The sequence below is a fragment of the Hydrogenovibrio sp. 3SP14C1 genome (genome assembly GCF_029625905.1).
Taxonomy (GTDB): Bacteria; Pseudomonadota; Gammaproteobacteria; order Thiomicrospirales; family Thiomicrospiraceae; genus Hydrogenovibrio.
The window spans coordinates 50,161-73,878 of sequence record NZ_JARTLM010000005.1 but is presented as its reverse complement, the minus strand read 5'-3'; the positions used below and the strand labels follow the sequence as shown (position 1 = coordinate 73,878).

Annotated in this window: 23 protein-coding genes and 3 riboswitches; of the genes, 9 read left to right on the top strand and 14 right to left on the bottom strand. The window is 42.0% G+C overall.

The window, feature by feature from the left end; all coding sequences use genetic code 11:
• Positions 1-19 precede the first annotated feature (19 nt).
• Positions 20-1,381, top strand: coding sequence for a magnesium transporter (gene mgtE / locus P8629_RS05365; RefSeq protein ID WP_278165096.1), 1,362 nt, complete (start codon positions 20-22; stop codon positions 1,379-1,381).
• Positions 1,382-1,395: 14 nt separating this feature from the next.
• Here mgtE and P8629_RS05360 read toward each other — a convergent pair whose 3' ends face one another.
• From P8629_RS05360 to P8629_RS05340, 5 genes are all read right to left on the bottom strand, one after another.
• Positions 1,396-1,539: a hypothetical protein gene (locus P8629_RS05360; RefSeq protein ID WP_278165095.1), complete on the bottom strand. Its 144-nt coding sequence runs from the start codon at positions 1,537-1,539 to the stop codon at positions 1,396-1,398.
• Between the two features lie 95 nt (positions 1,540-1,634).
• Positions 1,635-1,716: riboswitch (cyclic di-GMP riboswitch) on the bottom strand.
• 262 nt (positions 1,717-1,978) lie between these two features.
• Positions 1,979-3,553 (bottom strand): peptide chain release factor 3, encoded by a 1,575-nt coding sequence (locus P8629_RS05355; protein WP_278165094.1) that lies wholly within the window; start codon positions 3,551-3,553, stop codon positions 1,979-1,981.
• A 514-nt stretch (positions 3,554-4,067) separates the two neighbouring features.
• Positions 4,068-4,142, bottom strand: a riboswitch (cyclic di-GMP riboswitch).
• Between the two features lie 93 nt (positions 4,143-4,235).
• Positions 4,236-4,916: a response regulator gene (locus tag P8629_RS05350; protein ID WP_278165093.1), complete on the bottom strand. Its 681-nt coding sequence runs from the start codon at positions 4,914-4,916 to the stop codon at positions 4,236-4,238.
• An 11-nt stretch (positions 4,917-4,927) separates the two neighbouring features.
• On the bottom strand, positions 4,928-6,346 hold the full coding sequence (locus P8629_RS05345) for an ATP-binding protein (RefSeq protein ID WP_278165092.1): 1,419 nt from the start codon (positions 6,344-6,346) through the stop codon (positions 4,928-4,930).
• 45 nt (positions 6,347-6,391) lie between these two features.
• Entirely contained in the window at positions 6,392-6,937 is a 546-nt protein-coding gene (locus P8629_RS05340; RefSeq protein WP_278165091.1) for a cytochrome b, read from the bottom strand.
• 300 nt (positions 6,938-7,237) lie between these two features.
• Here P8629_RS05340 and P8629_RS05335 point away from each other — a divergent pair, with 300 nt between their 5' ends.
• The 6 genes from P8629_RS05335 (at position 7,238) to P8629_RS05310 (ending at position 12,489) form a co-directional block, all read left to right on the top strand.
• Positions 7,238-7,645, top strand: a complete 408-nt coding sequence (locus P8629_RS05335) for a DUF1841 family protein (protein ID WP_278165090.1) — start codon at positions 7,238-7,240, stop codon at positions 7,643-7,645.
• A gap of 19 nt (positions 7,646-7,664) precedes the next feature.
• Positions 7,665-8,537, top strand: coding sequence for a sulfurtransferase (locus P8629_RS05330; protein WP_278165089.1), 873 nt, complete (start codon positions 7,665-7,667; stop codon positions 8,535-8,537).
• Positions 8,534-8,746, top strand: coding sequence for a hypothetical protein (locus P8629_RS05325; RefSeq protein ID WP_278165088.1), 213 nt, complete (start codon positions 8,534-8,536; stop codon positions 8,744-8,746). The genes P8629_RS05330 and P8629_RS05325 overlap by 4 nt, the downstream gene beginning before the upstream one ends.
• Before the next feature lie 61 nt (positions 8,747-8,807).
• A complete protein-coding gene (locus tag P8629_RS05320; protein ID WP_278165087.1) occupies positions 8,808-9,323 on the top strand; it encodes a DsrE/DsrF/DrsH-like family protein in 516 nt (171 codons plus the stop codon).
• A gap of 59 nt (positions 9,324-9,382) precedes the next feature.
• Positions 9,383-9,608, top strand: a riboswitch (cobalamin riboswitch).
• Between the two features lie 166 nt (positions 9,609-9,774).
• Complete coding sequence (locus tag P8629_RS05315) at positions 9,775-11,619, top strand: TonB-dependent receptor plug domain-containing protein (RefSeq protein ID WP_278165086.1); 1,845 nt, start codon at positions 9,775-9,777, stop codon at positions 11,617-11,619.
• A 3-nt stretch (positions 11,620-11,622) separates the two neighbouring features.
• Entirely contained in the window at positions 11,623-12,489 is an 867-nt protein-coding gene (locus tag P8629_RS05310) for a cobalamin-binding protein (protein ID WP_278165085.1), read from the top strand.
• Positions 12,490-12,504: 15 nt separating this feature from the next.
• Here the strand turns inward: P8629_RS05310 and P8629_RS05305 are convergent, their stop codons facing one another.
• From P8629_RS05305 to P8629_RS05285, 5 genes are all read right to left on the bottom strand, one after another.
• Positions 12,505-12,714, bottom strand: a complete 210-nt coding sequence (locus tag P8629_RS05305) for a hypothetical protein (protein ID WP_278165084.1) — start codon at positions 12,712-12,714, stop codon at positions 12,505-12,507.
• Positions 12,715-13,494, bottom strand: a complete 780-nt coding sequence (gene kdsB / locus P8629_RS05300; protein ID WP_278165083.1) for a 3-deoxy-manno-octulosonate cytidylyltransferase — start codon at positions 13,492-13,494, stop codon at positions 12,715-12,717.
• A gap of 24 nt (positions 13,495-13,518) precedes the next feature.
• On the bottom strand, positions 13,519-13,722 hold the full coding sequence (locus tag P8629_RS05295) for a Trm112 family protein (RefSeq protein WP_278165082.1): 204 nt from the start codon (positions 13,720-13,722) through the stop codon (positions 13,519-13,521).
• A gap of 41 nt (positions 13,723-13,763) precedes the next feature.
• Complete coding sequence (gene lpxK / locus P8629_RS05290) at positions 13,764-14,771, bottom strand: tetraacyldisaccharide 4'-kinase (RefSeq protein WP_278165081.1); 1,008 nt, start codon at positions 14,769-14,771, stop codon at positions 13,764-13,766.
• A 61-nt stretch (positions 14,772-14,832) separates the two neighbouring features.
• Positions 14,833-17,334: a DNA internalization-related competence protein ComEC/Rec2 gene (locus P8629_RS05285; protein ID WP_278165080.1), complete on the bottom strand. Its 2,502-nt coding sequence runs from the start codon at positions 17,332-17,334 to the stop codon at positions 14,833-14,835.
• Between P8629_RS05285 and P8629_RS05280 the strand changes: the two genes are divergently transcribed.
• On the top strand, positions 17,335-17,868 hold the full coding sequence (locus P8629_RS05280; RefSeq protein ID WP_278165079.1) for a DUF2062 domain-containing protein: 534 nt from the start codon (positions 17,335-17,337) through the stop codon (positions 17,866-17,868).
• 4 nt (positions 17,869-17,872) lie between these two features.
• On the opposite strand, the gene P8629_RS05275 is transcribed toward P8629_RS05280, so the two are convergent.
• Together P8629_RS05275 and P8629_RS05270 are read right to left on the bottom strand one after the other, a co-directional pair.
• Positions 17,873-20,260 (bottom strand): Lon protease family protein, encoded by a 2,388-nt coding sequence (locus P8629_RS05275; protein WP_278165078.1) that lies wholly within the window; start codon positions 20,258-20,260, stop codon positions 17,873-17,875.
• A gap of 91 nt (positions 20,261-20,351) precedes the next feature.
• Positions 20,352-21,569 carry an ammonium transporter gene (locus P8629_RS05270; protein ID WP_278165077.1) on the bottom strand — a complete coding sequence of 406 codons (1,218 nt, stop codon included), beginning with the start codon at positions 21,567-21,569 and terminating at the stop codon, positions 20,352-20,354.
• Positions 21,570-21,675: 106 nt separating this feature from the next.
• On the opposite strand from P8629_RS05270, the gene P8629_RS05265 reads away from it, so the two are divergent.
• Positions 21,676-22,620: a 1-aminocyclopropane-1-carboxylate deaminase/D-cysteine desulfhydrase gene (locus P8629_RS05265; protein ID WP_278165076.1), complete on the top strand. Its 945-nt coding sequence runs from the start codon at positions 21,676-21,678 to the stop codon at positions 22,618-22,620.
• A gap of 64 nt (positions 22,621-22,684) precedes the next feature.
• Here P8629_RS05265 and P8629_RS05260 read toward each other — a convergent pair whose 3' ends face one another.
• Positions 22,685-23,263: a c-type cytochrome gene (locus P8629_RS05260; protein ID WP_278165075.1), complete on the bottom strand. Its 579-nt coding sequence runs from the start codon at positions 23,261-23,263 to the stop codon at positions 22,685-22,687.
• Between the two features lie 101 nt (positions 23,264-23,364).
• Entirely contained in the window at positions 23,365-23,577 is a 213-nt protein-coding gene (locus P8629_RS05255; RefSeq protein WP_278165074.1) for a hypothetical protein, read from the bottom strand.
• Positions 23,578-23,718: the final 141 nt, after the last annotated feature.

Sequence of the window (23,718 nt, the reverse complement as noted above, 5' to 3'; positions counted from 1 at the left end):
ATTGTTTCGAGAAATTCCAATGTCTCAAATTCATCATACAATTGATAAACTTCAACTCACTGAACAACTGCACAAAGCCGTTAGTGAACAAAATACCGATTACATTCAACAACTGCTGCAAGGTTTGGTCGCAGAAGAAATCGCAGAAATATTGGAAGCGACCCCCCCTAGAGAACGGTCACAATTATGGGGATTACTCCCTTCTGATACACAAGGGGAAATCTTAGGTCATACCAATGATGAAGTTCGAGCTGACTTACTAAGCCAGCTTGATCATCAACAGATTATTCAATTAACCGAAGCCCTCGAAACAGATGATATTGCAGATATCATTCAATCTTTACCTGATGAAGAAAAGAGCAGTTTATTAGCCAAATTACCTGAACAAAATCGACACGCAGTTCAGACCGCATTATCTTACCCTGAAGATACTGCAGGTGGGCTAATGAGTACCGATTTTATAGCCGTTCGCTCGGACGTTACCCTAGAGGTCGTCATTCGTCTGTTACGTAAAATAGGCTCGTTACCAAAAGACATGGTCGACTTGATTGTCAGAGATCGAGATGGAAAATATCAAGGCACAATAAAACTGAATGACTTACTGGTTCATGACGAAGAAACCCTTGTAGCCGATTTAGTGGATCCCAAACGATTTGCAATTAAAGCCTTGGTACCCGACAAGGAAATCGCTACCATCTTTGAAAAAAATGACCTAATCTCGATTGCGGTTGTCGATGAAAATAACTTTGTGCTGGGTCGAATCACTATCGATGACGTTGTTGATATCATCCGAGAAGAAGCTGAAAGAGCTCAAATGGCCAGCGCCGGGTTAGATGATGAAGAAGATTTATTTGCCCCGCCGCTTCGCTCTGCTAGAAGACGTTCTTTTTGGTTAGGTATTAATTTATTGACCGCCATTTTTGCCTCAATAGTCATTAGTTTTTTTGAAGCGACGATTCAGCAAGTCGTTGCTTTGGCTGTCCTCATGCCGATTATCGCAAGCATGGGCGGAATTGCCGGTACTCAAACGGCAACCATTGTTATCCGAGCGATCGCGACTGGGAAACTGGGGGCAAAGAACAGTCATAAATTGATTTTAAAAGAAACAGCGGTAGGCAGTTTTAACGGTCTATTATGGGCCCTTCTAACCAGCGTCGTTACATGGTTGTGGTTTCAGGACAGTGCGTTAGGGATGATTTTTGGTGCAGCAATGCTAATCAATCTGGTTGCAGCGGCATTCGCAGGCGCTTTAATCCCACTATTTCTTAATAAGATCAAAATTGACCCTGCTTTAGCTTCAGGACTAATGCTTACAACGGTTACAGACTCTCTTGGATTTTTCGTATTCCTAGGGTTAGCAACGATTGTTTTCACAATCTAGCACACCCCTGTCGATTACAACATGTCTATAACAGCAGTCGGATCAACTGAATAAACATAAGAGACAAGCACCATCATCGCAACGACAAAGAAAGTAATCGTTTTAAAGTGAGATTTCTTTTGCGTTCGAAAAATATTTTCTCTTCTTTTAAGCTTCATAACAATCTACTATTACCCTACTTTTGACCTAACCATTAATTTTATTTGTCTTGAGACGGGGCAGAAAACATACGCTTCTATGCTGTCATTTTCTTCTACGCAACCCGGCTATCTTTTTCAAAAAAAAGACCCGTGGCTTTCCGTCCTTACTTCACAGTAAGTTTGGCAAATATGTTTTGATAAGGTGATTAACGTTCATTAAACCTGACTTTCATTCAGGTAACTCTATCATCTTTCGTAAAATTAACTACTAGACAATAACATATTTTTTAAAAGAATCAAATTTTTTTTACGCTTAATCAAATGGTTAGCGATAAAAATTAAAATAAAAATGATTTATCTTCATTATTTATTCAAAATTCTAACCACGATTAATAATCAAGAAGAAAAAATCATACCAAATCAATATTGACATGATTTTTTTAAAGAAAGGATTAACTCAATGCTCACGCGTTGCGGTGAATTGAAGCTCTGGCCAACGCTCTTCTATTAACGTCAGATTGACACGCGTCGGGGCAATATAAACCAACTCACCAGCTGCATCATAAGCAACATTCTCTTTGACTTTCGCTAAGAACTTATCAATCTCAGCCTTATCACCAACCACCCAACGAGCAGTCGAGACATTAACCGGTTCGAATAAACAGGTTACGTTATATTCGTCTTTCAACCGCTGAGCCACCACTTCAAACTGCAGAATACCAACTGCCCCTAAAATGAGATCATTATTGATGATAGGACGAAATAACTGTGTCGCCCCTTCTTCTGACAACTGCGTCAATCCCTTTTGCAAGGCTTTCATTTTCATTGGATCTTTCAGTTGCGCACGTCTGAATAACTCTGGCGCAAAGTTTGGAATCCCGGTAAACTTTAAGTCTTCACCCTGTGTAAAGGTATCCCCGATTTTAATCGTGCCGTGATTATGCAAGCCGATAATATCGCCAGGGTAAGCCACTTCTGCCTGATCACGCTTATTCGCTAAGAATGTAATGGCTTTTGCAATTTTGACATCCTTACCGATTCTGACATGCTTTAAGCTCATGCCCTTTTCGTATTTACCTGACACAATTCGCATAAACGCAACACGGTCACGATGTTTTGGATCCATATTGGCCTGAATCTTAAAAATGAAACCTGTTAACTTTTGTTCGTCTGATTTAACAAATCGATCTTTGGTTTCACGCCCTTCTGGAGCTGGTGCATACTTCGCAAATCCATCCAATAGTTCCTGTAACCCGAAGTTATTGACCGCAGACCCAAAAAAGACTGGCGTCAATGTTCCTTTTAAAAACGCATCCAGTTCAAATTCATGACTCGCCCCTCTGACAAGCTCAATTTCATCTCGAAGTTCTTCTGCCAGACTACCAAGTTTTTCATCCAGTTCAGGATTGTCTAACCCGTGGATCAATACTCCTTCAGAAGCGTTTAAACCATCAGCCGATTCAAACAAACGAACAGTATCATTGTAAAGGTGGTATATCCCCTTAAAGCGTTTCCCCATACCAATTGGCCAAGTCATTGGGGCGCAATTGATTTTCAACACGTCTTCAACTTCATCCAATAACTCAATCGGGTCTTTCCCTTCACGATCAAGTTTGTTGATAAACGTTAAAATAGGGGTATCTCTTAGACGACAAACTTCCATCAATTTAATGGTTCTATCCTCAACCCCTTTAGCGACGTCAATAACCATTAATGCCGAATCAACCGCTGTTAAAGTGCGATAAGTATCTTCTGAAAAGTCTTCATGCCCAGGCGTGTCCAAAAGATTAATCATGACCTCTTTATAAGGAAACTGCATGACGGAGGAAGCAACAGAAATCCCTCTTTCTTGCTCCATTTTCATCCAATCCGACGTAGCGGAACGGTCCGTTTTACGACTTTTAACCGCACCCGCCATCTGAATGGCACCACCATATAACAAGAGTTTTTCGGTAACCGTGGTTTTCCCGGCATCCGGGTGGGAAATAATGGCAAAAGTTCGTCTTTTACTTTTTTCTAATTGCAGTGACATAAATCAACTTATCTACTTATTGGGTATTGGTACGTTTTTGAATAACAAAAACAGCCAGGCCTGGTCGTTTTTATGAGAATATTAAATACATTTTTGGCGGAATTATACCCGATATTAGTGTTGATTCCTAAAGGAATCCTTTACTAAAAATAAAGAAATGGTCGCAAAGAAATTCGTAATAATAGGATGTATTTCAGAAAGATAAAAAAATGGGGACCTAAAGTCCCCCAAAAATTTTCCCCCTAGTGTGGTATTCCCACGTCAGAAATGGGAAAGAGGAAAATTAGTTGCACTCTGAACAAGGTTATAACTTGATAAATAATCAAAAGAAAATGCAATTAAAAAATCATTCAACAACGGAGAACCATAAAAACGATTACCGATTTTATCGTGTACAACGATGTCATTAATTTCTTAAAAGGCTAAATGAAATCCAATCAATAGAATGGATAAAAACAGAACATAATAACGAGATGATATTAAGTGGTTTCACTTAAATTAAACGTGTCGTTAAAAAGGTAACCCGGCCATCTCAGGGAGATCCGTGGCTTTCTGTCTTCGCCTCGCGACGAATTTAGCTTTATCAAATTAAGATGGAATAATCTTAAAAGATTCGATACTAAAAAACAATAGTTTTTTACGTAAATTTAAAAAAAAAGGGGTTTTTTATGCGATTTACAAATCAAGCTGGAAATTCAAACTTGTAACCGACGCCATAAACAGAATAAATCAATTCCTTCTGAGTCAGCTCTTCTGCCAGCTTATGGCGTAATTTTTTGATATGACTATCAACCGTACGATCAGAAACGACACGATTATCGGGATAGATACTGCCAATCAGGTTGCTTCTGGAATAAATACGCCCTGGGCTTGCACTCAATAACTTTAAAATAGCAAATTCAACCATTGATAGACTCACTGTTTTTCCCTGATAACGGACTTGATAACGCTCTTCGTCCATCTGCCAGTCTTCAACTTTTTGACTTTCCATTCGTAATGCACTTCGTCGAAGCAATGCTTTGACTCGTGCGACCAGTTCTCTTGGGCTAAACGGTTTGCAGATATAGTCATCAGCCCCCAGCTCTAACCCTAAAATCCGATCAATTTCTTCTACTTTAGCAGTCAGCATAATAATAGGCACTTGGCTAAAAGCACGCACTTCTTTACAGACTTGCAGCCCATCTTTCCCGGGCAACATAATGTCCAACAAAATTAAATCGACCGGATGTTGTTGAACCCAATCAGAAACGTCCAAACCATTCTCAATACAAACGGTTTTAAACCCACTGTCTTCTAAATATTCTTGAATAATGTTGGCGATTTTGACTTCATCTTCTACTATTAAAATGGTTTCACCACGCATTGACATTCCTTTTAAACAGGTAAGTTAACTGAAACTTTCAAACCGCCTAACTCAGAAGGCGTAACCGAAATAGTGCCCATATGAGCATCAATAATTTGCTGAACAATTGCTAACCCCAATCCTGCGCCACCATGGCGACGGTTTCGAGACCCTTCGGTTCGATACAGTCGTTCAAATAAATGGGCAATCTCCTCCTCATCAACAGAGGGCGCCGAATCTTCAATCGTAAAGACGATGCCGTTTGAACTATGCGTTAACGAAATTTGTATTTTTCCTGGCTCTCCAGCCTTAATTTCCGCATCTGTATAAGCAATACTATTCCACAATAAGTTCGTGACCATTTGTTGCAAGCGAGATTCATCTCCATTTATCTCAACCCCATCTTCAGGCAAACGGGTTGATAACTGTAACCCCTTTTCATGAATCGCATCATCGACCATCGCAATAGAACTTTCGACAACACGCTTAAAATCGACCGGATTCATTTTATAATTCAGCCCACCAATATCATTTAATGTGACCTGATATAAATCATCCACCAAACGGTTCAGCCACAAAACTTCCTCATGGATCTGCTGAAGGTTTGTCTCATTAGCTGGACGAATACCATCTTTAATTGCTTCCAAACTACCTTGCAAGATGGTTAATGGCGTGCGTAATTCATGGGAAATATCGGCAATCCACTGATTTCTACTTTGCTGACTTTTTTCTAGACTGGCGGCAAGGTAATTAAAGTCTTGTTGTAATTGTCCAAACTCATCCTTACGATCATGCTTTAGGCGGGCTGAAAACTTGCCTTGAGATAACTTTCTCATGCCTTGCGTTAATCTCTGGATCGGGGTTAAAAAATGACTGGCGAATGGCAATAAGAGCAACAGCGCGAGACCTGTCATCAAAACGGCACCCCAGGTAAAAACCATGGATTGATCTTTCGTGAATTCAATATCGGTCTTTTCCGTCAGCTCATTTCGATGGTTATAACCGAGCTGCCCCACTTCTTCACGGTCAACAATGATGGACTCATCCATGCCATTTTTAGTCGGCGCCGGACCTATTATTACATTGCCTTCTTTACTGATTAAACTGACTCGACTCTCAAATTCATCAGGATGAATCTCCAACATTTTCGGATACTCTCTTTTTAAAAGAATATCCATTGGAATATAGGTGTGCGTCAAATCAACCCGGTGTGATGCCGTCAACAAACGTTGCCACACATCTAAATTAAGGTCTTTTGTATCAAAAACCCCTTTTTCATCCATGTAGACTTCAATATTGTTTTTGAGGCGCTCAAGACGGAGTTGATCTCGCTTATCGACATATTTAATCATCGTGTTATGAAGGAGGTATTGGTTACCCCACATCATTGACTCGAGCATCAGAAACCCGAACCCAAGTAACACCAAGATCAGCTTTAAACGTAATGTCATAATCGCATCAAATTCTCTTTAAAAGATCGCACAGCACCTTGTCGATTATTTTTTGCCTAACATACGATTCAATGTTGCATCTTTTTTAATATAGTGGTGTTTTAAGGCACCCGCTATATGCAATAAAATAATCGCAGGTAAAATCAGCTCACCAAAAATTTCATGGAACTCTTCAGTGGCTTCATGTAACCACTCGTTTTCAGGCACAATGGCTGGTAAAACAAACCAATCAAAAACCGCCACGTCATCCCCACCGGAGTTGGACATGATCCAGCCAGATAAAGGCATCAACACCAGTGCTAAATACAGCACCCCTTTCACACTGTGCGCTAAAATGTGCTCGAAGCGCGTTGAAGGCAAGCTTTCAGGATTCGGAGAAAGCTTCAGCCACACCACTCTTAAAAGAAACAAGCCAAGAATAATCACCCCTAGCGATTTATGTAAATCATAAAGCTCGCCTCTTTCAGGCCCTTTAGGTAAATCGCCCATATAGATGCCTAACGCAATGACGCCAATAACTAAAATGGCCGTCACCCAGTGATTCACAATACTAACCAAACCAAACTGAGCGGATGTGTTCTTCATTCTCATCTTTTTTTCCTCAAAAATTATTCAGCAGCCAATTACTTGTAAAACGTGCTGCACACTTCAGTGCTTACTTTAACCGATGTATGCAATTTAGTATAAAATTTTAATGCCAATTTAATGTGCAATAACTGTGAACGTATTGTGTATCGTGCTTTCCTCTAAAACTCAGTTATCCAATAAACACATATCTACACCAAAATTCTTTACACAAATTTCGCGTGTTTTCGTTAAACTATTGTGTAATTACAACCGTCAAAGAATACCGAATCTTTCACTATGTTTTACACCACCGAACGAGATAAAATGCGCCAGTTTTATGTTGATACCTGGCAAAAAGCAAGTCAAAATCAATCCATGGATGCAATGGAAACAATGGTCGCGCGCGTCATTGAAATGCACCCTGAGTACCACATGATGCTGACGAATGAAAAGCATCTGGGAAGTGATTACTTGCCGGGACTAGGCGAAACCAACCCATTCTTACATATGGGCATGCACTTAGGCTTGCAAGAACAAGTAGCCCTTGATCGCCCGACTGGCATTCAAGCCATATACCAACAACTGGGAAATCAGATAGGGGACGTGCATGAAACAGAACATGCCATGATGGATTGTTTGGGAGAAGCCTTGTGGCAATCCCAACAACAGCAAGGGCTGCCTGACGAAGAAGCCTACCTGACCTGTTTAAAGAACCTTCTCACCCCTTCTTAACTAAAACTTGGACACCCCAATGCGCTTACTTCCATTACTGTTGTGCCTTTTATTCAGTTCGCCACTTTGGGCAAAACTGCCTGTTTTTGTTTCAGCCGATTGGGTTTACCAAAACCAAAAAAACATTAAGCTGATTGACTTAAGCGCCCGAGACCAGTTTCAGAAATTTCATCTTCCCAATGCCATTTGGGTGAATTATGCTTGGCTCATCAAACCTCAGAAAGAATTACAATTAAGCGGTGGTCCTGATTACATGGCCAAAGTACTCTCCCAACTCGGCATCACACCGAAAGATCAAGTCGTCATTTATGACAACCAAGGCAACTTAGATGCCAGCCGACTGTATTGGGAGCTTCAAAAACTGAATCATGAAAATGTCGCCTTATTAGATGGAGGAAGCGTTGAATGGGTTTTAAAAGGGTATCCCGTGACTCAGAAGATGCCAAAAATCCAACCTGCCAATTATCCAACGCCGCCCCACTCCTTGACCGATCAACTCACGGCCAATAAACAAGAAGTGATAAGCGCCATTCAGCATAAACAAACCGTTTTGCTTGATGCTCGAACCAAGGAAGAGTATTTAGGTTCGCCAAAAGAAAAACGCACCGGACACCTTCCTGGCGCCCAACTGTTTCCATGGCAAGCAGCTGTCGACTTTCGAAATGGGTACCAACAACGTTCACCACAACAACTAACTACCTTTTTACAGCAAGTGGGCATTACCGATAAAGACCAAGAGATTATTTTATACTGCAACACGGCTCATCGAGCCGCGCGTTTGTACCCAATGCTACAAAGCTTAGGATTTAAACAAGTCCAACTTTATGACGGGTCTACCCAAGAATGGGAGCAAGATAAATCTCTCCCTCTTAACACAGGAGCAACCCGATGAATATACAAAGCCAACCACTCAAACGAGCTATACGAAATGGATTATTGATGATGGCAGTCGTCGGAGCCGTCACGCATTTTCAAGGCAGTGAACCATTTGAGGTAATAACGTCCATGTTATTTACCTTTGTCATTGTCACCCCGGCGTTGTGGCTGTCTTACCGATTTACCCAAAAACTGTTACAACGCCAACAAGATAAACCCGAATAAAAATAGCCAGGCCTGGCTATTTTTATCAACTAAAGCGCCTACCAATAAGAGGATACCTATAATGACCCCTGCGACGCCAGCCGACTTTAGCATCATTCAATCCAAAGGAACATTAGATTGGTGTTACCCCCCTATGATCCTCGCCAGCAGCGCTGTTGCCATGGGAAAACAAGCTGAAATATTCTTTACGTTTTATGGTATTAACTGTTTATTGAAAGATACTTCAAAACTGAAAGTCTCTCCGGTTGGGAATCCCGGCATGCCTTTAAAGAGTCCTTTCGGCCCGAACTGGCTTCAACAGATAAACTGGCGGTTCCTGCCTGACATTGTCTGGTCTCTTCCAGGCATGACGTCTGCAGCAACTTGGATGTTTAAACAAACGATCAAAAAGCAAAACCAACTCAGCTTTGAAGCCTTTCGTGATCTTTGCCTAGAAATGGGTGTGAAATTCACGATCTGTCAAATGAGCATGGAACTGTTAGGGTACACTAAAGAAGATATGATCGAGGGCGTTGAGTATGCTGGCGCAGCGACTTACTTCTCTCAAACCCCTCAACAACAAAGCTTATTTATTTAATATGAAATAATTTCATTTTCAGATGAATTTAATTCAGCAAACTCTACTTAAGAAACGATTATAATGCCTCTTTTTTAGGTGCTTCTACTTTAAAAAGTAAAGTTAAACGGGAAACTTGGTGACCAACGCAAGGGTTTATAAAACCGCTTTGCGTTTCCATTCCAGTGCTGCCCCCGCAACGGTAATAGAGAAAACCTGATTCCATGCCATTGAGTTCCCAGAACTTGAGAAGGCGTCAGGAAACTGCTCTTAAGCCCGGATACCGGCCTAAAACCTGACGAATGTCATCCATAGGAACCGATTGCGGTGGGCAATACGGAAAACATATTGAATACGTGATTAATTGACTGAAACTCATACTCGCATTCAACCTTGTTGTTAACGGTTAATGAAGATTAACCGCCGTTTTGCCTTCGTTAAATAATTCAAAAATTTATACGAAGGAAATTCCATGACTTTTAAAGTAAGTCCTTTATCTCTTTTTTTAGGCGTATGCCTAAGTGTCCCTGCAGTGCATGCCAGCACGCAAAATCTTGATAAGATTGTCGTGACAGCCAACAAAACCGAACAGACCCCTCTTTCTGTCACAGCCAATATCTCAATCATTACCGCTGAAGAAATCGAGCAAAAACACTATCAAACTTTGGACGATGCCGTCAAAACCCTTCCGGGAATAACAATCAAAAAATCAGGTGGTTCTGGACAGCAAACTTCCATTTTCTTACGTGGTGCCTCTTCCTCTGACCGACAAGTGTTAATTTTACAAGATGGCATTGAGTTAACGGACCCTAGTGGATTTGGCGCCAGCATTGCCAATATTCAATTAAGCAATGTGGAACGCATCGAAATTATTAAAGGGCCGCAGTCAGGGACTTGGGGTGCCAATGCATCAGCCGGGGTCATTAACATCATTACCAAAAAAGGTGGCAAACACGCTTCTGTCAACCTGAAAACCGGCTCTTTTAACACAAAAGTTCTCAGTTCAACCTTAGGTGCTGGCAATGATAAAGTGGACTTCCTTGTCCATTTCAACCAACATACAACAGATGGGTTCAGTGTGATTCGAAAGTATAATGAATCGCAGAGCCGGTTTGAAAATGATGCGTTTAAGCAAACCGATGTCGGTTTTAAATTAGGACTTTCTCCCGTTAAAAACCATCGTTTTGAAACGACGGTGAATCAAACCGCTGCCACAGCGGATTATGACAGTGGTTCCAATCCTGATGATACGACAAGTAACAGTGTGTATGACAGTACAACAAGACAATTGCAGTATCTGTATTCCGGTCAGGCCGTGAGTACCAAACTCTTTGTTCAAGAACATCATATTGAACGAACCCTGAATGATGCCAACTACGGAACCAGTCAATATAAAGCATCCATTGAGGAATATGGCGGTCAAGCGACATTAGAGTACCGTTCTACAGACCAATTAACCGTTTCTGCGAACAGCAAACACTATCGTAATATCGGATCAAAACAGGATTTTTATAATACAGGCGTCGGGGCTAATAATACCAACCTGTTAACGGATACATTAGTCCTCACAGAAGCGCTACGTTACGACGAATTCAATCGTTTTGAAAATGCCACGACGGGCAAAATAGGTCTTAAAAACCATTTCACATCAAACGTCTTTGTTGGTGTCAATTACGGCACCGGGTACAACGTGCCCTCCTTATATCAATTATCCACCAACAACCCCGTTGAACTAAAACCTGAATCCATTGAAGGGTATGACGTTACTTTAGGCGCCTATAATGCGACGTTGACGTATTTCAAAAGCACAACCGAAGATTTGATCACCGCTCAAGGAAGTTGGCCCTCTAACTATTACGCCAATGCGGCTGGAAAAACCTTGAACGAAGGGGTCGAATTTGATTATCGACAAACCCTTAAAGCGATTGAAACCGATTTTGGTTTTAATGCAACCTGGTTAAATGCAAGAAATAAAGATAACCAAGTTTTGGCGTATCATCCTGAGCAAACCGCCAACCTGACGTTCGATTACTTTGGGCTTCCTCAAACACAAATCGGTCTAGTCACGCATTACACAGGAACTGTCTATTCCGCTGATGATCGACAAGGGGCACAAATTGGCGAGTATTTTGTGACCGATTTAACGGCCAACTTTCATATCAACAGCCACTTATCTCTTTATGGACAGGTGTTGAACCTGTTCAACCAACAGTATGTAGAAGGGGTTGTCGACTATCCTGCAACCAACTCAGTACCCAATTATGTATACTCAACGGGTGGCCTCCAAGCATTTTTGGGTATCAAAGGTAATCTCTAGTTGATGATTAAAAGCATTTTCAGCATTTCTGCCAAACAAACATTACTGCTCAGCTTTTTGCTGAGTAGTTTGCTATGGATGAATGGAGCTCATGCCACTTCATATGAGCGTGTCATCACCCTTTCACCTCATCTTACTGAAATGGTTTATTCTGCAGGTGCAGAGTCTAAACTGGTCGGGGCCATCGCCTACTCTAATTATCCAAATTCAGCCAAGGCACTCCCGATTATTGGAACTTATAATGCTTTGAATCTAGAAAAAATCATTCAGTTAAAGCCGGATATTATCCTTGCCTGGCAATCAAGCAATCAACCGAAAGTACTTGAACGACTCAAGCAGATGGGATTTAAAATCGAACTGTTTGAACCCCGAAAATTAACCGATATTCCCCATGATATTAAGCGCATAGGCACACTTCTAAGTACCTTTCAAGCTGCTGAAATCAATGCCAAAAAATTAACAGCTCAATTGCAAACACTGAAACGGCAATACCAAGATTTACCCAAAATACGGTTTTTCTATCAGATATGGGATGACCCGATGATGACGGTCAATGGAACCGTTTTTATCAGCCAGGCGATTGAAACTTGCGGTGCTGAAAACATTTTTGCACAACAACAAATCCTTGCGCCGGAAGTCGATACGGAAACCGTTTTAAAAAGAAATCCTGATGTGATTTTATTAGGGGGAGAGGATACCGTTCAAAAAATTTGGTATCAAAACTGGTTAAAATGGCCACAAATCAATGCGGTTAAAAACAAACAAATATACCTAATCAACACCAATCATTTCCAACGCCCAACAGCGCGTTTAATCAACCACTTACCCGAACTCTGCCAACAGGTTCAACAAGCCAGACAAGTGCGTTGATTTCAATTTAAAGACTTAGTCACCTTGTACTGCTAGGAAATACACCATATAAGCGCCATACATAACAAGCATCACGATGCTCAATAAGGTAATCGGACGAATCCCTTCTTGCTTTATTTCAATCCCTTCAGCTGCCAGCTTTCGGTTTCGAAAATGGCGTTTAATCATCCAGTAAATAAAATAAATCACTGCCGCCAGCGTTAAAATATTGAGTAACTTCCCCACTTAAAGGGCTCCCTCTGGGTTTAAATCAGCCATAATTTTGCGAACTTTGATTAAGTCCAGTTCGGTATCGACTCCGACCCCTGCTTCACATAGCGCATCTAACACCAATATTTTTTCACCATGCCACAACACACGCAGTTGCTCTAACTTTTCCACTTGTTCAAGCCCACAGACAGGCCATTCTACATAGCGCTTCACAAAACCTGAACGATAAGCATAAAGGCCGATATGACGTCGATATGGCCAATTATCAGGGAGTGTTTTTGGTTCTACACAAAAGGTATCACGCGACCAAGGCATTGGAGCACGGGTAAAATTTAATGCATAGTTATTACAATCGCGAATCACTTTTACCGCATGAGGGTCAAACACCGTTTCTACATCTAAAATAGGTTCGCAAAGCGTTGCCATTAAAGTATTGGGATGCGTCTCAAGCCCTTCGGCAACTTGATGAATCAGGTCTGGCGGCAGCAAAGGTTCGTCACCTTGTACATTGACGAGAATATCATCGTCATCAAACCCTAATACACGAGCGACTTCAGCAATTCGCTCTGTTCCCGATTCATGACGTTCGGAAGTCAAACAAACTTCGGCACCAAATGATTCGCAAATCGTCTTGACCCGGTCAGATTCAGTCGCAATCACCACACGGCTCGCGCCCGATTTTTTTGCTTGCATCCAAGTCCATTCAACCATGGGCTTTCCATGAATATCCATCAAGGGCTTTCCTAGCAATCGTGAAGACTCATAACGAGCAGGAATAATGACAATAAAAGACATAATAATTACCGATTCAATCCCCGATTAAGCACGTTTTTGTTTGATAAAACGTTCTTTTTCTTCCGCTGTCAAAGCACGTGCTTCTTCTTCCAGCATAATAGGAATCCCATCACGAACTGGAAACGCTAAATTTGCAGCGGTAGAAATAAGTTCCTGTTGAGTCTTATCAAACTGCAAAGGGGTTTTCGTTACTGGACACACCAGGATTTCTAATAATTTTGGATCCATAAAATCATTCTCTTTATTATTTGTTGCCTGTTGCTAGGAAATTAAATCGTAAAATCATAGTGCCCTAATTTATGAAACAACTGATGCGCAAAGGTTGCCGGACACAAAGGCTGTACTTCTAAATACCACCAATTAGGTTGAGCGAATGCTCGGCATTTTACAGCATCTTTTTCCGTCATAAGTAAGGGTTTTGTACTTTCAAAAGCTTCAAAATCGGATGACTCAAACGCTTTATGATCTGCAAAACTGGTTGTGTCTGCGTCAATCCCAAGTTCCGACAATGTATTGAAAAATCGCTGCGGATTACCAATCCCCGCCATCGCCTGAGTCTTTTCATGTTTAAAGCTGCTAATCGGCAAAATCATTTTAGGGTTAGCCACCGAGCGAAAATGCTGGGGAACCAGCTTCATAATAGTACTGGAATCACTTGCCAACTCAGATGCATCTCCGCCGTTCCAAACCAAAAAATCGACCATACCTAAACGCTTTCTGGATTCTCGTAAAGGGCCTGCTGGCAAACAATACCCGTTCCCTAACAACCGTTCCGAATCCATCATGACAATTTCAATATCCCGTGCCATTTTGTAATGTTGTAACCCATCGTCGCTGATAATGACATCCAAATCATACTTGGATTCTAATAACGCAATTGCTTCAGGTCGATTAGGCGAAACGGCCACTGGACACTGTAATGATTGAGCCAACAAAACTGGTTCATCCCCTACCATGGTCGGTTCAGAGTGTTCCGTGACCCACTGAGGCCACACTTTGCTTTGTCCTCCATACCCCCGGCTGACAACACCATATTTCAAACCATGTTCTGATAATCGCCTACCTAGCCATTGAATAAAGGGCGTTTTTCCTGAACCACCGACCACGATATTCCCCACCACAATAACTTGCGCAGCAGTTTTTTTGGCAGGCCCGTTTTTTTTAAAGCGTTTTAAACGGCGCGCGGCAACCCAGCAAACCAGTTTTCCAACTGGCCATAATAAGGCTGTTTTCCATGATTGTGTTGGTGTTTGAGACCAAAAAGCAGGCCAACTCATAAAACACTCTCTTTCTGAGGTTGGTTTAATATCATTAATGACTGTCACTCTTTTTATCGGCTTACCGTCCGGCTTTAGACCTTAAATCATCAAAGGTTTCGCACTGGGTTCTGTACCACGTTGAATGTAAGTCACGATAAGTCCCTAAAAATGCCAATGGCACTTGAGCAGACTGTGTTATTTTATACTGAATTGCGCCTCGACAGGCGGTATTTCGCCAAAGAATTTGTTGTTTTTCAAGACGTTTAATAACGGTCTTAGCTGGAAAATGATAACGATTGGCAAATCCACTGGAAAAAACCACTTCCATCGGTTTGACAGCCTCAAGCCATGCAAGCGAAGTCGACGTCCGGCTACCATGATGGCCTGCAATCAACAAATCAGACTGCAATTTGGAACCGATTTTATCTGCTAAAAGTTGCTCCAACCCACGCGTTAAATCGCCTGAAATCAGCGCCGCACCTTTACCATTTCCCGCTTTAAGCACACAAGAAGTATCATTATCTTTCTTGGCGTCAGGCAGATCTTTTCGGGGAGCGAGAATCTCAAAGCCCACTCCCGAAAATGACCAGGCCTGGCCACTTTTGCAGGCAGTAAACTGCTGAGTATGTGCCAATGCATTCAACTGTTTCGGTTGGCCTGAAATCATTTTTAAAACAGGCATTTCTTTTAACAATGTTGCGACCCCGCCGGCATGGTCCATGTCACTATGGCTGACAATCAATAAATCAATATGGGTATGCCCTTGTGATTTTAAATAGGGCAATAACGCTAATTTCGCACCATCTAACTTAGCACTCCATTTTGCACCGGTATCATAAACCACCACTTCATTTGCTGTTTCAAAGACAACCGCTTCGCCCTGCCCAACATCCAAAACCGTCACTTTGACTTCATTACGCGGAACCTTATCAGTCATCGTTGGCAAAAGCATAATCGCCCAGAAACTGAAGATTAACACGGCTAACAAAATCGCTTTTGAAAGTATCTGCTGCCAAACAGTCTCTCGTTTTTTGGGCCATAAAATAAATCCAGCTATGGAAACCCCATACAACAACAGAATTTGCCAGCCGGAAACTTGCCCGATGATCCAATAATCAAACTGTTTTTCTAACAGCTTGAGTCCCCACCATAATACTTGCCATAAAACATTATTCAAATCCATCAGTACATTCGCAAGCGCGCTTGAAACAAAACTCAGCAACACCGTTATGAATAACAATGGCAAAGCCACCAAACTGACAAAAGGCACGGCAATTAAATTTGCCAGAAAACTGGCTACCGCAATCTGATGATAGTAAGCCACTAATAGCGGCATTAATCCAATGGTCAAAGCCACTTGAATCGCGACCATTTTTTGCCAGTTCGGTGCCGCTTTAATTTTTGATAACCTTAAAATACCAAAAATAAGTGCCACGGCCATAAAAGATAACCAAAACCCTTGACTGAGAACGGAACGCGGATCAAATAAAACAATTAAAAATGCCGATAAGGCCAACGCTGACCAAGGTTGGAAATTTCGCCGAATAAACAAAAACAGTAATACAACCATCACCATTAACCAGGCACGCTGAGTTGGAATCGAAAACCCCGCCATCGTCATATAAAGTGTTGCCAAAATAATCGCTCCCACAGAAGCAAAAATGGGTTTGGGGGTTTGGACAACCCATTGCCAGGAAGCAAATCGTATCAATACTTTCCAAAGCAGCGCAAATAATCCAAACCCAAGTGCGGCGACAATACCGACATGCAACCCTGAAATCACCATTAAATGAATGGTGCCTGTTTTTTGAAACAACGCCCAATCCTCTCCCGAGAGCTGACTCTTATCACCATAAATCAATGCTTGGTAAACCCCTTGAAAATCACTCCCTTCGAACAATGACTTTAAATGATGGGCCAATTGATAACGATACTGCCAGATACCGCCATCTTCGAGTAACTCAGCAGAACCTTTATGATTTAAAACATAGCCTCGAGCAACAATTCCTTTTTGAAATAAATAGGTTTCATAATCGAACCCACCAGGGTTTAAACTTGCATGGCGCGGTTTAAGCTTCACTTTAAAACGCCAGGTTTCTCCGGTTTTAGGAATAGACTTTGCGCCATACCAATTAAGCTTGATCTTTGGCGGCAAAAACGCCCAGGCCTGGCTATTTTTATGTGTGGTGTCTTTTAAAGAAGAAAGCTCAAGCAAAAACTTTACTCGAGGTCGTCTTTGTGTGGCACCCATAGATTGGGTTTGGGGTAAATCAAGAATTTTACCTTCGACTTCAATCGGAGTGAAATAAGCACGAGTAGGTAATGAATTTGTCAAAAAAGAATGCAAAAATACCCAGATAAAACCGACAAGAAATCCTATAATAATATGAAATATAATTTCACTGAAAGGCAGTTGATAAGATGGCATCCTCTTTTTATAAAGAGCCGGCATCAACTTTAGGATGATCAGACAGCTGAGCAGCAGAAAACTTATACCCAACACTTCCCAACTGGGGAAACTTGTCAGCTGATAAAAGGCATAACTACTGCAAATAAACCCTAGAACAAAGTAACGAAACATATGCCGAAGAAAATATTCAAAAAATACTCTCCTAATCCTGAAAAAATTAAAAATATGCGCGGGTTGGGTTTTTTAGCAAAATGGCTTGGCAACCCTAATTTATGGCATATTCACCGGCATAACACTGCGAAAGCATTTGCCAATGGTTTATTCTGGATGGCCATCCCCATCCCTTCTCAAATGGTGACATCGGCCGTCACCGCCATTTTAATACGCGCTAATCTGCCCTTGAGTGTCGCCCTTGTTTGGATCAGCAATCCATTTACCATGCCTCCCATATTTTACTTCAATTATCTTGTAGGGACATGGATTCTCGGCACCCAGGCAGAAGCAGGATTGCATTTTCAAATGAGTTGGAATTGGATTTTAACCACTCTAGGAGAGCTTTGGTTGCCGCTTTATTTAGGCAGTGCCGTTGTCGGTACGGTGTTAGCGGTTAGCAGTTATTTTGGATTACATGTATTCTGGAAATGGCATGTGCGTCGTTCCTGGGAACGACGCATGCAAGCTCGACAAAATAAACAAAGTACCTAAGACATTAATCGTCGTGGTTATCGTGCTTTTCGTTCATTTTCTCTAGTGCTTTTAATACACGGGCATTAATACTGCCATCAGGGAAAGACCCATCCTTCTGCTCTTCTCCGACCGCCATATCTGACAATAAACCTAACGCATCATCGATATGACTCATGGCATAAACATGAAATTCACCGGCTTCAACCGCCTGCCTTACTTCCGCATTCAACATTAAGTGCTTGGTATTGGCTTCCGGAATCATAACCCCTTGTGAACCGGTTAAACCGCGCGCTTTACACACTTTAAAAAAGCCCTCAACTTTCTCATTCACGCCCCCGATTGGTTGAATTTCTCCAAACTGGTTTACCGACCCGGTAATCGCCGTATCCTGACGCAAGGGAATTTGAGCAATGGAGGAAATTAACGCAATCAGCTCCGCTGAAGACGCACTGTCCCCTTCAATCCCATCATAGGTTTGCTCCATGACCACCGAAGCACTAAACCCTAATGATTTAAGTTTCATGTAACGACCACGCAAATAGCCGGATAAAATTAACATACCTTTAGAATGTATTGGACCAGCCATTTCAACTTCACGCTCAATATCCACCACGCCTTCATCCCCGGCAGAGGCTTGCGCCGTAATTCGAACCGGTTGACCAAATGATTGGCGCCCCATCGTCAGCACCGTCAAGCCATTCACCATGCCAATGTGGTGACCACTGACTTTAATCAAAACCTGCTCTTCAATAATCGCTCGATGATAATAATCTTCCATCAGGCCGGTATGGAAATCTCGTTGCTGAATAGTCGACTCAATCGTCTCACGAGTGACTTCTTGCTCATCATGTGCACGAGCAAAAGCATTCGCTTCCGCCAACACATCCCGCAAGATTGCTTTATTGGTATACAAGCGTCCTTGTGACTCAACCAAGCGTGACGCATACTCAATCAAACGCTCTAAGGCTGAAGGCATCACCGGTAAATCTTCCCAGGCTTCTACTTCACTGAATAATTGCTGTGCCAGCACCAGTTCATGCTCAGCCGTTCGTTCAAGTTCGACTTCGAATTCAACTTGTACTTTGAATAAACGATTGAACTGAGCATCGATTTCCTGCAAGGCATAAAAGTGCTCTGCCTGCCCGATCAACACCAAAGTCACTTCTAACGGATAGTCTGGCAAGTGATAAGGCACAACACTGCTGGAAGAAGGAATCTCAAACGTCAGACGCTTACTCATTAATGCCGCTTTTAAGTTCGACCAGATTTCTGGGTCTTTTAAAACTGATTGAATGCTCAACATCAAAAACCCACCATTCGCTTTTTGCAACAAACCCGCCTGATGGTTCATCGCTAACGTTAAGGTATCCGTGGCATTGGCACTCGCGGAATTGATCGTATAACCGAATAATTTCGGCATGGTGGCATTCTGCTCATAAATCACCGGAGCATGTTTTAATCCGGTGTGATCTACCAATAAGTTCACTTCAAACACCGACATGCCAGATTGTTCCGCCAACAACTCTTCCATGGAAGTTTGCGCGTTGCTCGTCACTTGCTCGGCAGACTGATCCCAAAATAAATGCAACTTAGAGACAATCGCATTTTGCAAGGCATCCAAATACGCCTTAACACCATAGTTTTCGCCAAACTCCATTTTCAACGCGTCCACTAATGGTTCTAAATGTTCATTTGTAACATCGGTATTCAACTTCTTTCCTGCATCCATATACTCATGCTGCAAATATGGAAAGTGAGTCAATCCTTTGTTTAACGCTTCTTCAACTTGGTCCAGCGCATCTATAAAATGTTTCTGCAACGGGTCGTCCAGTTTTTTCAAATCCGCCATACGCAGTCGTTCGCCTTCAACAACCGCAAACAAAACAAAGTTGTTTTCGTTTTGCTGAACTTCAATGCTTAACGATTCCGCCAAATCCAAGGCCGGCTCCAAAGCGCTTTCTTGTTTTTGTGCTAACTCATTTTCAAGTTGCTGATTTTTTAGCTGATATGCATGTCCATCAAACACCACTGGAAGCTGTGTTTTTAACTGCGTAATTAATTCTTCAATCGCATGCTTAAACCCTAAGCCATGCCCAGCTTTAAAATACAGATACTGAGTTTTATTCGCTTCACTAAAATCAGAAACTAAAACCACATCCTGTGGAATGTCTTTACGTTTGGCTGCTTCTCTCAGCATCGACTTCGTCATGCCGATACGACCGACACCCGGCTCCCCCATAATGAATATATGATTTTGATTACGTCTTAAATGTAAACCAAAATTAAGCGATTGATACGCTCTGGGATGAAACCGTTTCATAAACTCTTTGGTATCCGAAGCTTTCGCTTGAAAATCCCGTGGGTCTATTTGAGTGAATCGATACAATTGGTCGGCAGATAATTTACGCATAGAAATGAAGATCTTAAAAAACAAAAAAGAAACTATAACAAAAAACCCGCTTGTTCAGCGGGTTTAATTAAGTAAGAAAAATTATGGGAACTTAAAACTCTTCTCGTGGAGGATTTGCATGAATTTTATGAATAGACAAGTCAGCCCCTTCATATTGATCTTCATCTGACATACGCAGCCCCATTAACTTGTTGACCAAAATATACACCACGAAACCACTAATCAGTGCCACAGTGATACCTGCTAATGTTCCCAGGATTTGAGACATCATGGAAACGCCGCCTAGACCACCTAATGCGGTGCTTCCAAAAATTCCGACGGCAATTGCCCCCCAAACACCACATAAACCATGAAGTGGCCAAACCCCTAGCACATCATCAATTTTTAAACTCTTCTGTGTCCAGGTGAACGCTTTTACAAACAAAGCTCCCGCAACTAAACCAATGACCAAAGCCCCTAAAGGACTCACGACATCCGACCCAGCACAAATTGCAACCAAACCAGCTAAAGGACCGTTATGGATGAACCCGGGATCTTTATCACCGACAAATGTGGCTGCTAAAATACCACCCACCATCGCCATTAATGAGTTCATCGCCACTAGGCCTTGAATCCCTTCAATCGCTTGAGCAGACATCACATTAAAGCCAAACCAACCGACTGATAAAATCCATGCCCCTAATGCCAAGAAAGGAATGCTGGAAGGTGGATAAACATGACGCATATTACCTTTACTATCATAACGCCCTGTTCGAGAACCCAGCACAATAATGGCTGCTAGTGCAATCCAACCACCGACGGCATGCACAACAATTGACCCTGCAAAATCGTGAAAAGGCGCGCCATAAGAAGCTTCTAGCCAGCTTTGCATGCCAAAGTTACCATTCCAGGCCATCCCTTCAAAAAACGGATAAATAAAAGCGACGGTCAAGAAAGTTGCCAATAAAATAGGATAAAAACGGGCTCTTTCCGCAATCCCCCCTGAAACAATGGCAGGAATAGCCGCCGCAAAGGTCATTAAGAAAAAGAACTTAACCAGTTCATAACCCGATTTATCAGTCATGGATTGTGTTAATTGCCCATCTAGGTTGAAGCCAAGGAAAACCCCATAAGCCACACCATACCCAATAAAGAAATAAGCAATGGTCGACACGCCCAAATCCGTCATTATCTTAACCAGCGCATTGACCTGATTTTTATGTTGAACCGTTCCGACCTCTAAAAAAGCAAAGCCTGCGTGCATAAAGAGTACCAAAATGGCACCCAACAAAATAAACATCACATCCAAACTGGTGGTTAATTGTTCCATTTACTTAGTTCCTATTTGGGTTAAAATTGAACCATATTCTACCAAAAGTTCTGATACGCGTAAGTAATTACCTGCTTAATCTCCCTCAAAAAAAGGTTTTTTACAGATGGAACCTCTCAACACATTACAAGAGTTCACCTCACTAACACCTTTAAACCACGATTTGTTCGACGAAAAAGAAATTCAAGTATGGATGAAAAGAGACGACTTAAATCACCCGACTATCCAAGGGAACAAGCTTCACAAACTAAAATACAACCTAGCGGCAGCAAAACAACAAGGTAAGGAAAGCTTACTGACCTTTGGGGGAGCTTACTCCAATCATATCGCTGCCACTGCCGCTGCTGGAAAATCGTTTGGCTTTAAAACCATTGGGTTCATTCGAGGGGATGAGCTGGAAAACCAACCTGACAAGTGGAGCCCAACTTTAAAAGAAGCGCATAATAACGGAATGCAGCTACATTTTTTAAACCGAATGGATTACCGCCAAAAAACACGCGCTCATTTTTTACAACAACTGCAACAGCAATTTCCTGACAGTTACATTTTACCGGAAGGTGGCACGAATGAGTTGGCCTTACAAGGGTTTGAAGAGTTGTCGCAACAACTGGCAATGCAATGCCCAGACTGGACCCACCTTTACTGCGCAGTCGGTACCGGAGGGACTTTAGCGGGACTGGTCAAATTTAGCGCATCTTTCACCGATCAGCCTCGTCATCTTTTAGGGGTTGCAACACTAAAGCAAGCGAGCTATTTAATCCCGACAATAGAGCAACTTTGTGGCATTCATCACAACCAAAAAGGCGTCACCCAGTGGCAATTGTTACAGGACTATTGTGGGCAAGGTTATGGCAAAGAAAATACAGACATTCATACCGCGCGCATATGGTTTGAAGACCTCTTTGAAATCCCTTTAGACCCTGTTTATACCAATAAAATGATTTATGGCTTCTTGGAAGAGCTGGCTGCTGACAAAATTCCACCTGGCGCCAAGGTCATTCTGTACCACTCCGGCGGACTACAAGGACGCCTACCTGAAATGCAGACATAAAAAAACCCAATTCAAACGAACTGGGTTTTTGATTAAAAGACCGACAATTAAGAACGATAAGAACTTATAAAGTCGTAATATAGCTTGCAACGGCATCAATCTCATCATCCGACATTTGTTGAGCGTTCGGAATCATCATGGCACTCATTGGGCCAATTTCTTTACCAGATCGATAAGTTTTTAGTTTTTCAACCAACGCATCTTCTGCTTGACCAGAAAGCTTCGGACCGACACCCCCTTCACCGTTTGCGCCATGGCAACCGACACAAGTTGAATAGACTTCTTGCCCAGAAACGCTAGTAGCCGCCACCGTTTCGCTCACTTCTTCAGAGGCTTCATTGATGGCTTCTTGTGTAGTTTCACTGACAGATTCAGCAGTATCAGAGATCTCTTCACCTGCCGTATCAGTCGCTTCTTTCACAGAGTCTACCGAATCAGAGACGGCCTCTTTCGTGCCGTCTATTGCATCTTGTGTCGTCTGCTTCGCTTCTTCATAGGCTTCGCTGGTTGATTGCTTAACATCCTCAATCGCTTCAGCAGTTTTTTGTTGTGAATCTTCACTGCAAGCCGTTAAAAAAGCACCCCCCATCATAACCGTAAGGCTTAATGCCAAAGGGGTAGACTTCCATCGATTTAAACGCATAAATACTCCTTTTAATTTATGCTAAATCTCAACATTGAGTTCAGCAAATGCTAACACGAACCGATCTAAATAAAGATCGCTATACCTTTCAAAAAGATAAATTAATTTTCCATTTTATCTTCAGCATCTTCACCAGCGTCTTCAACGGCTTCTTGGGTATCTTCAGCTGCTTCACCCATATCTTCTTTAGCTTCTTGATACGTTTCTTTCATATTATCTTCTGCACTGTCAGAACACCCTGTCAAAGACAAAGTTCCAAACGCAAAAGAAAACAACATAAATAAAGACACTAACTTAGATTGGTTTAAACGCATAACGACTCCTTGTTGATTATGCAAAAAAGTAAGCAAACTAATACTTAATAAATAGTTTTACTTAGGTTTGAGTATATCAGAAACATCTGGAAACTGACAAACATTGCGTTATGACAGAAATCTTTACTCAACACTTTGCCT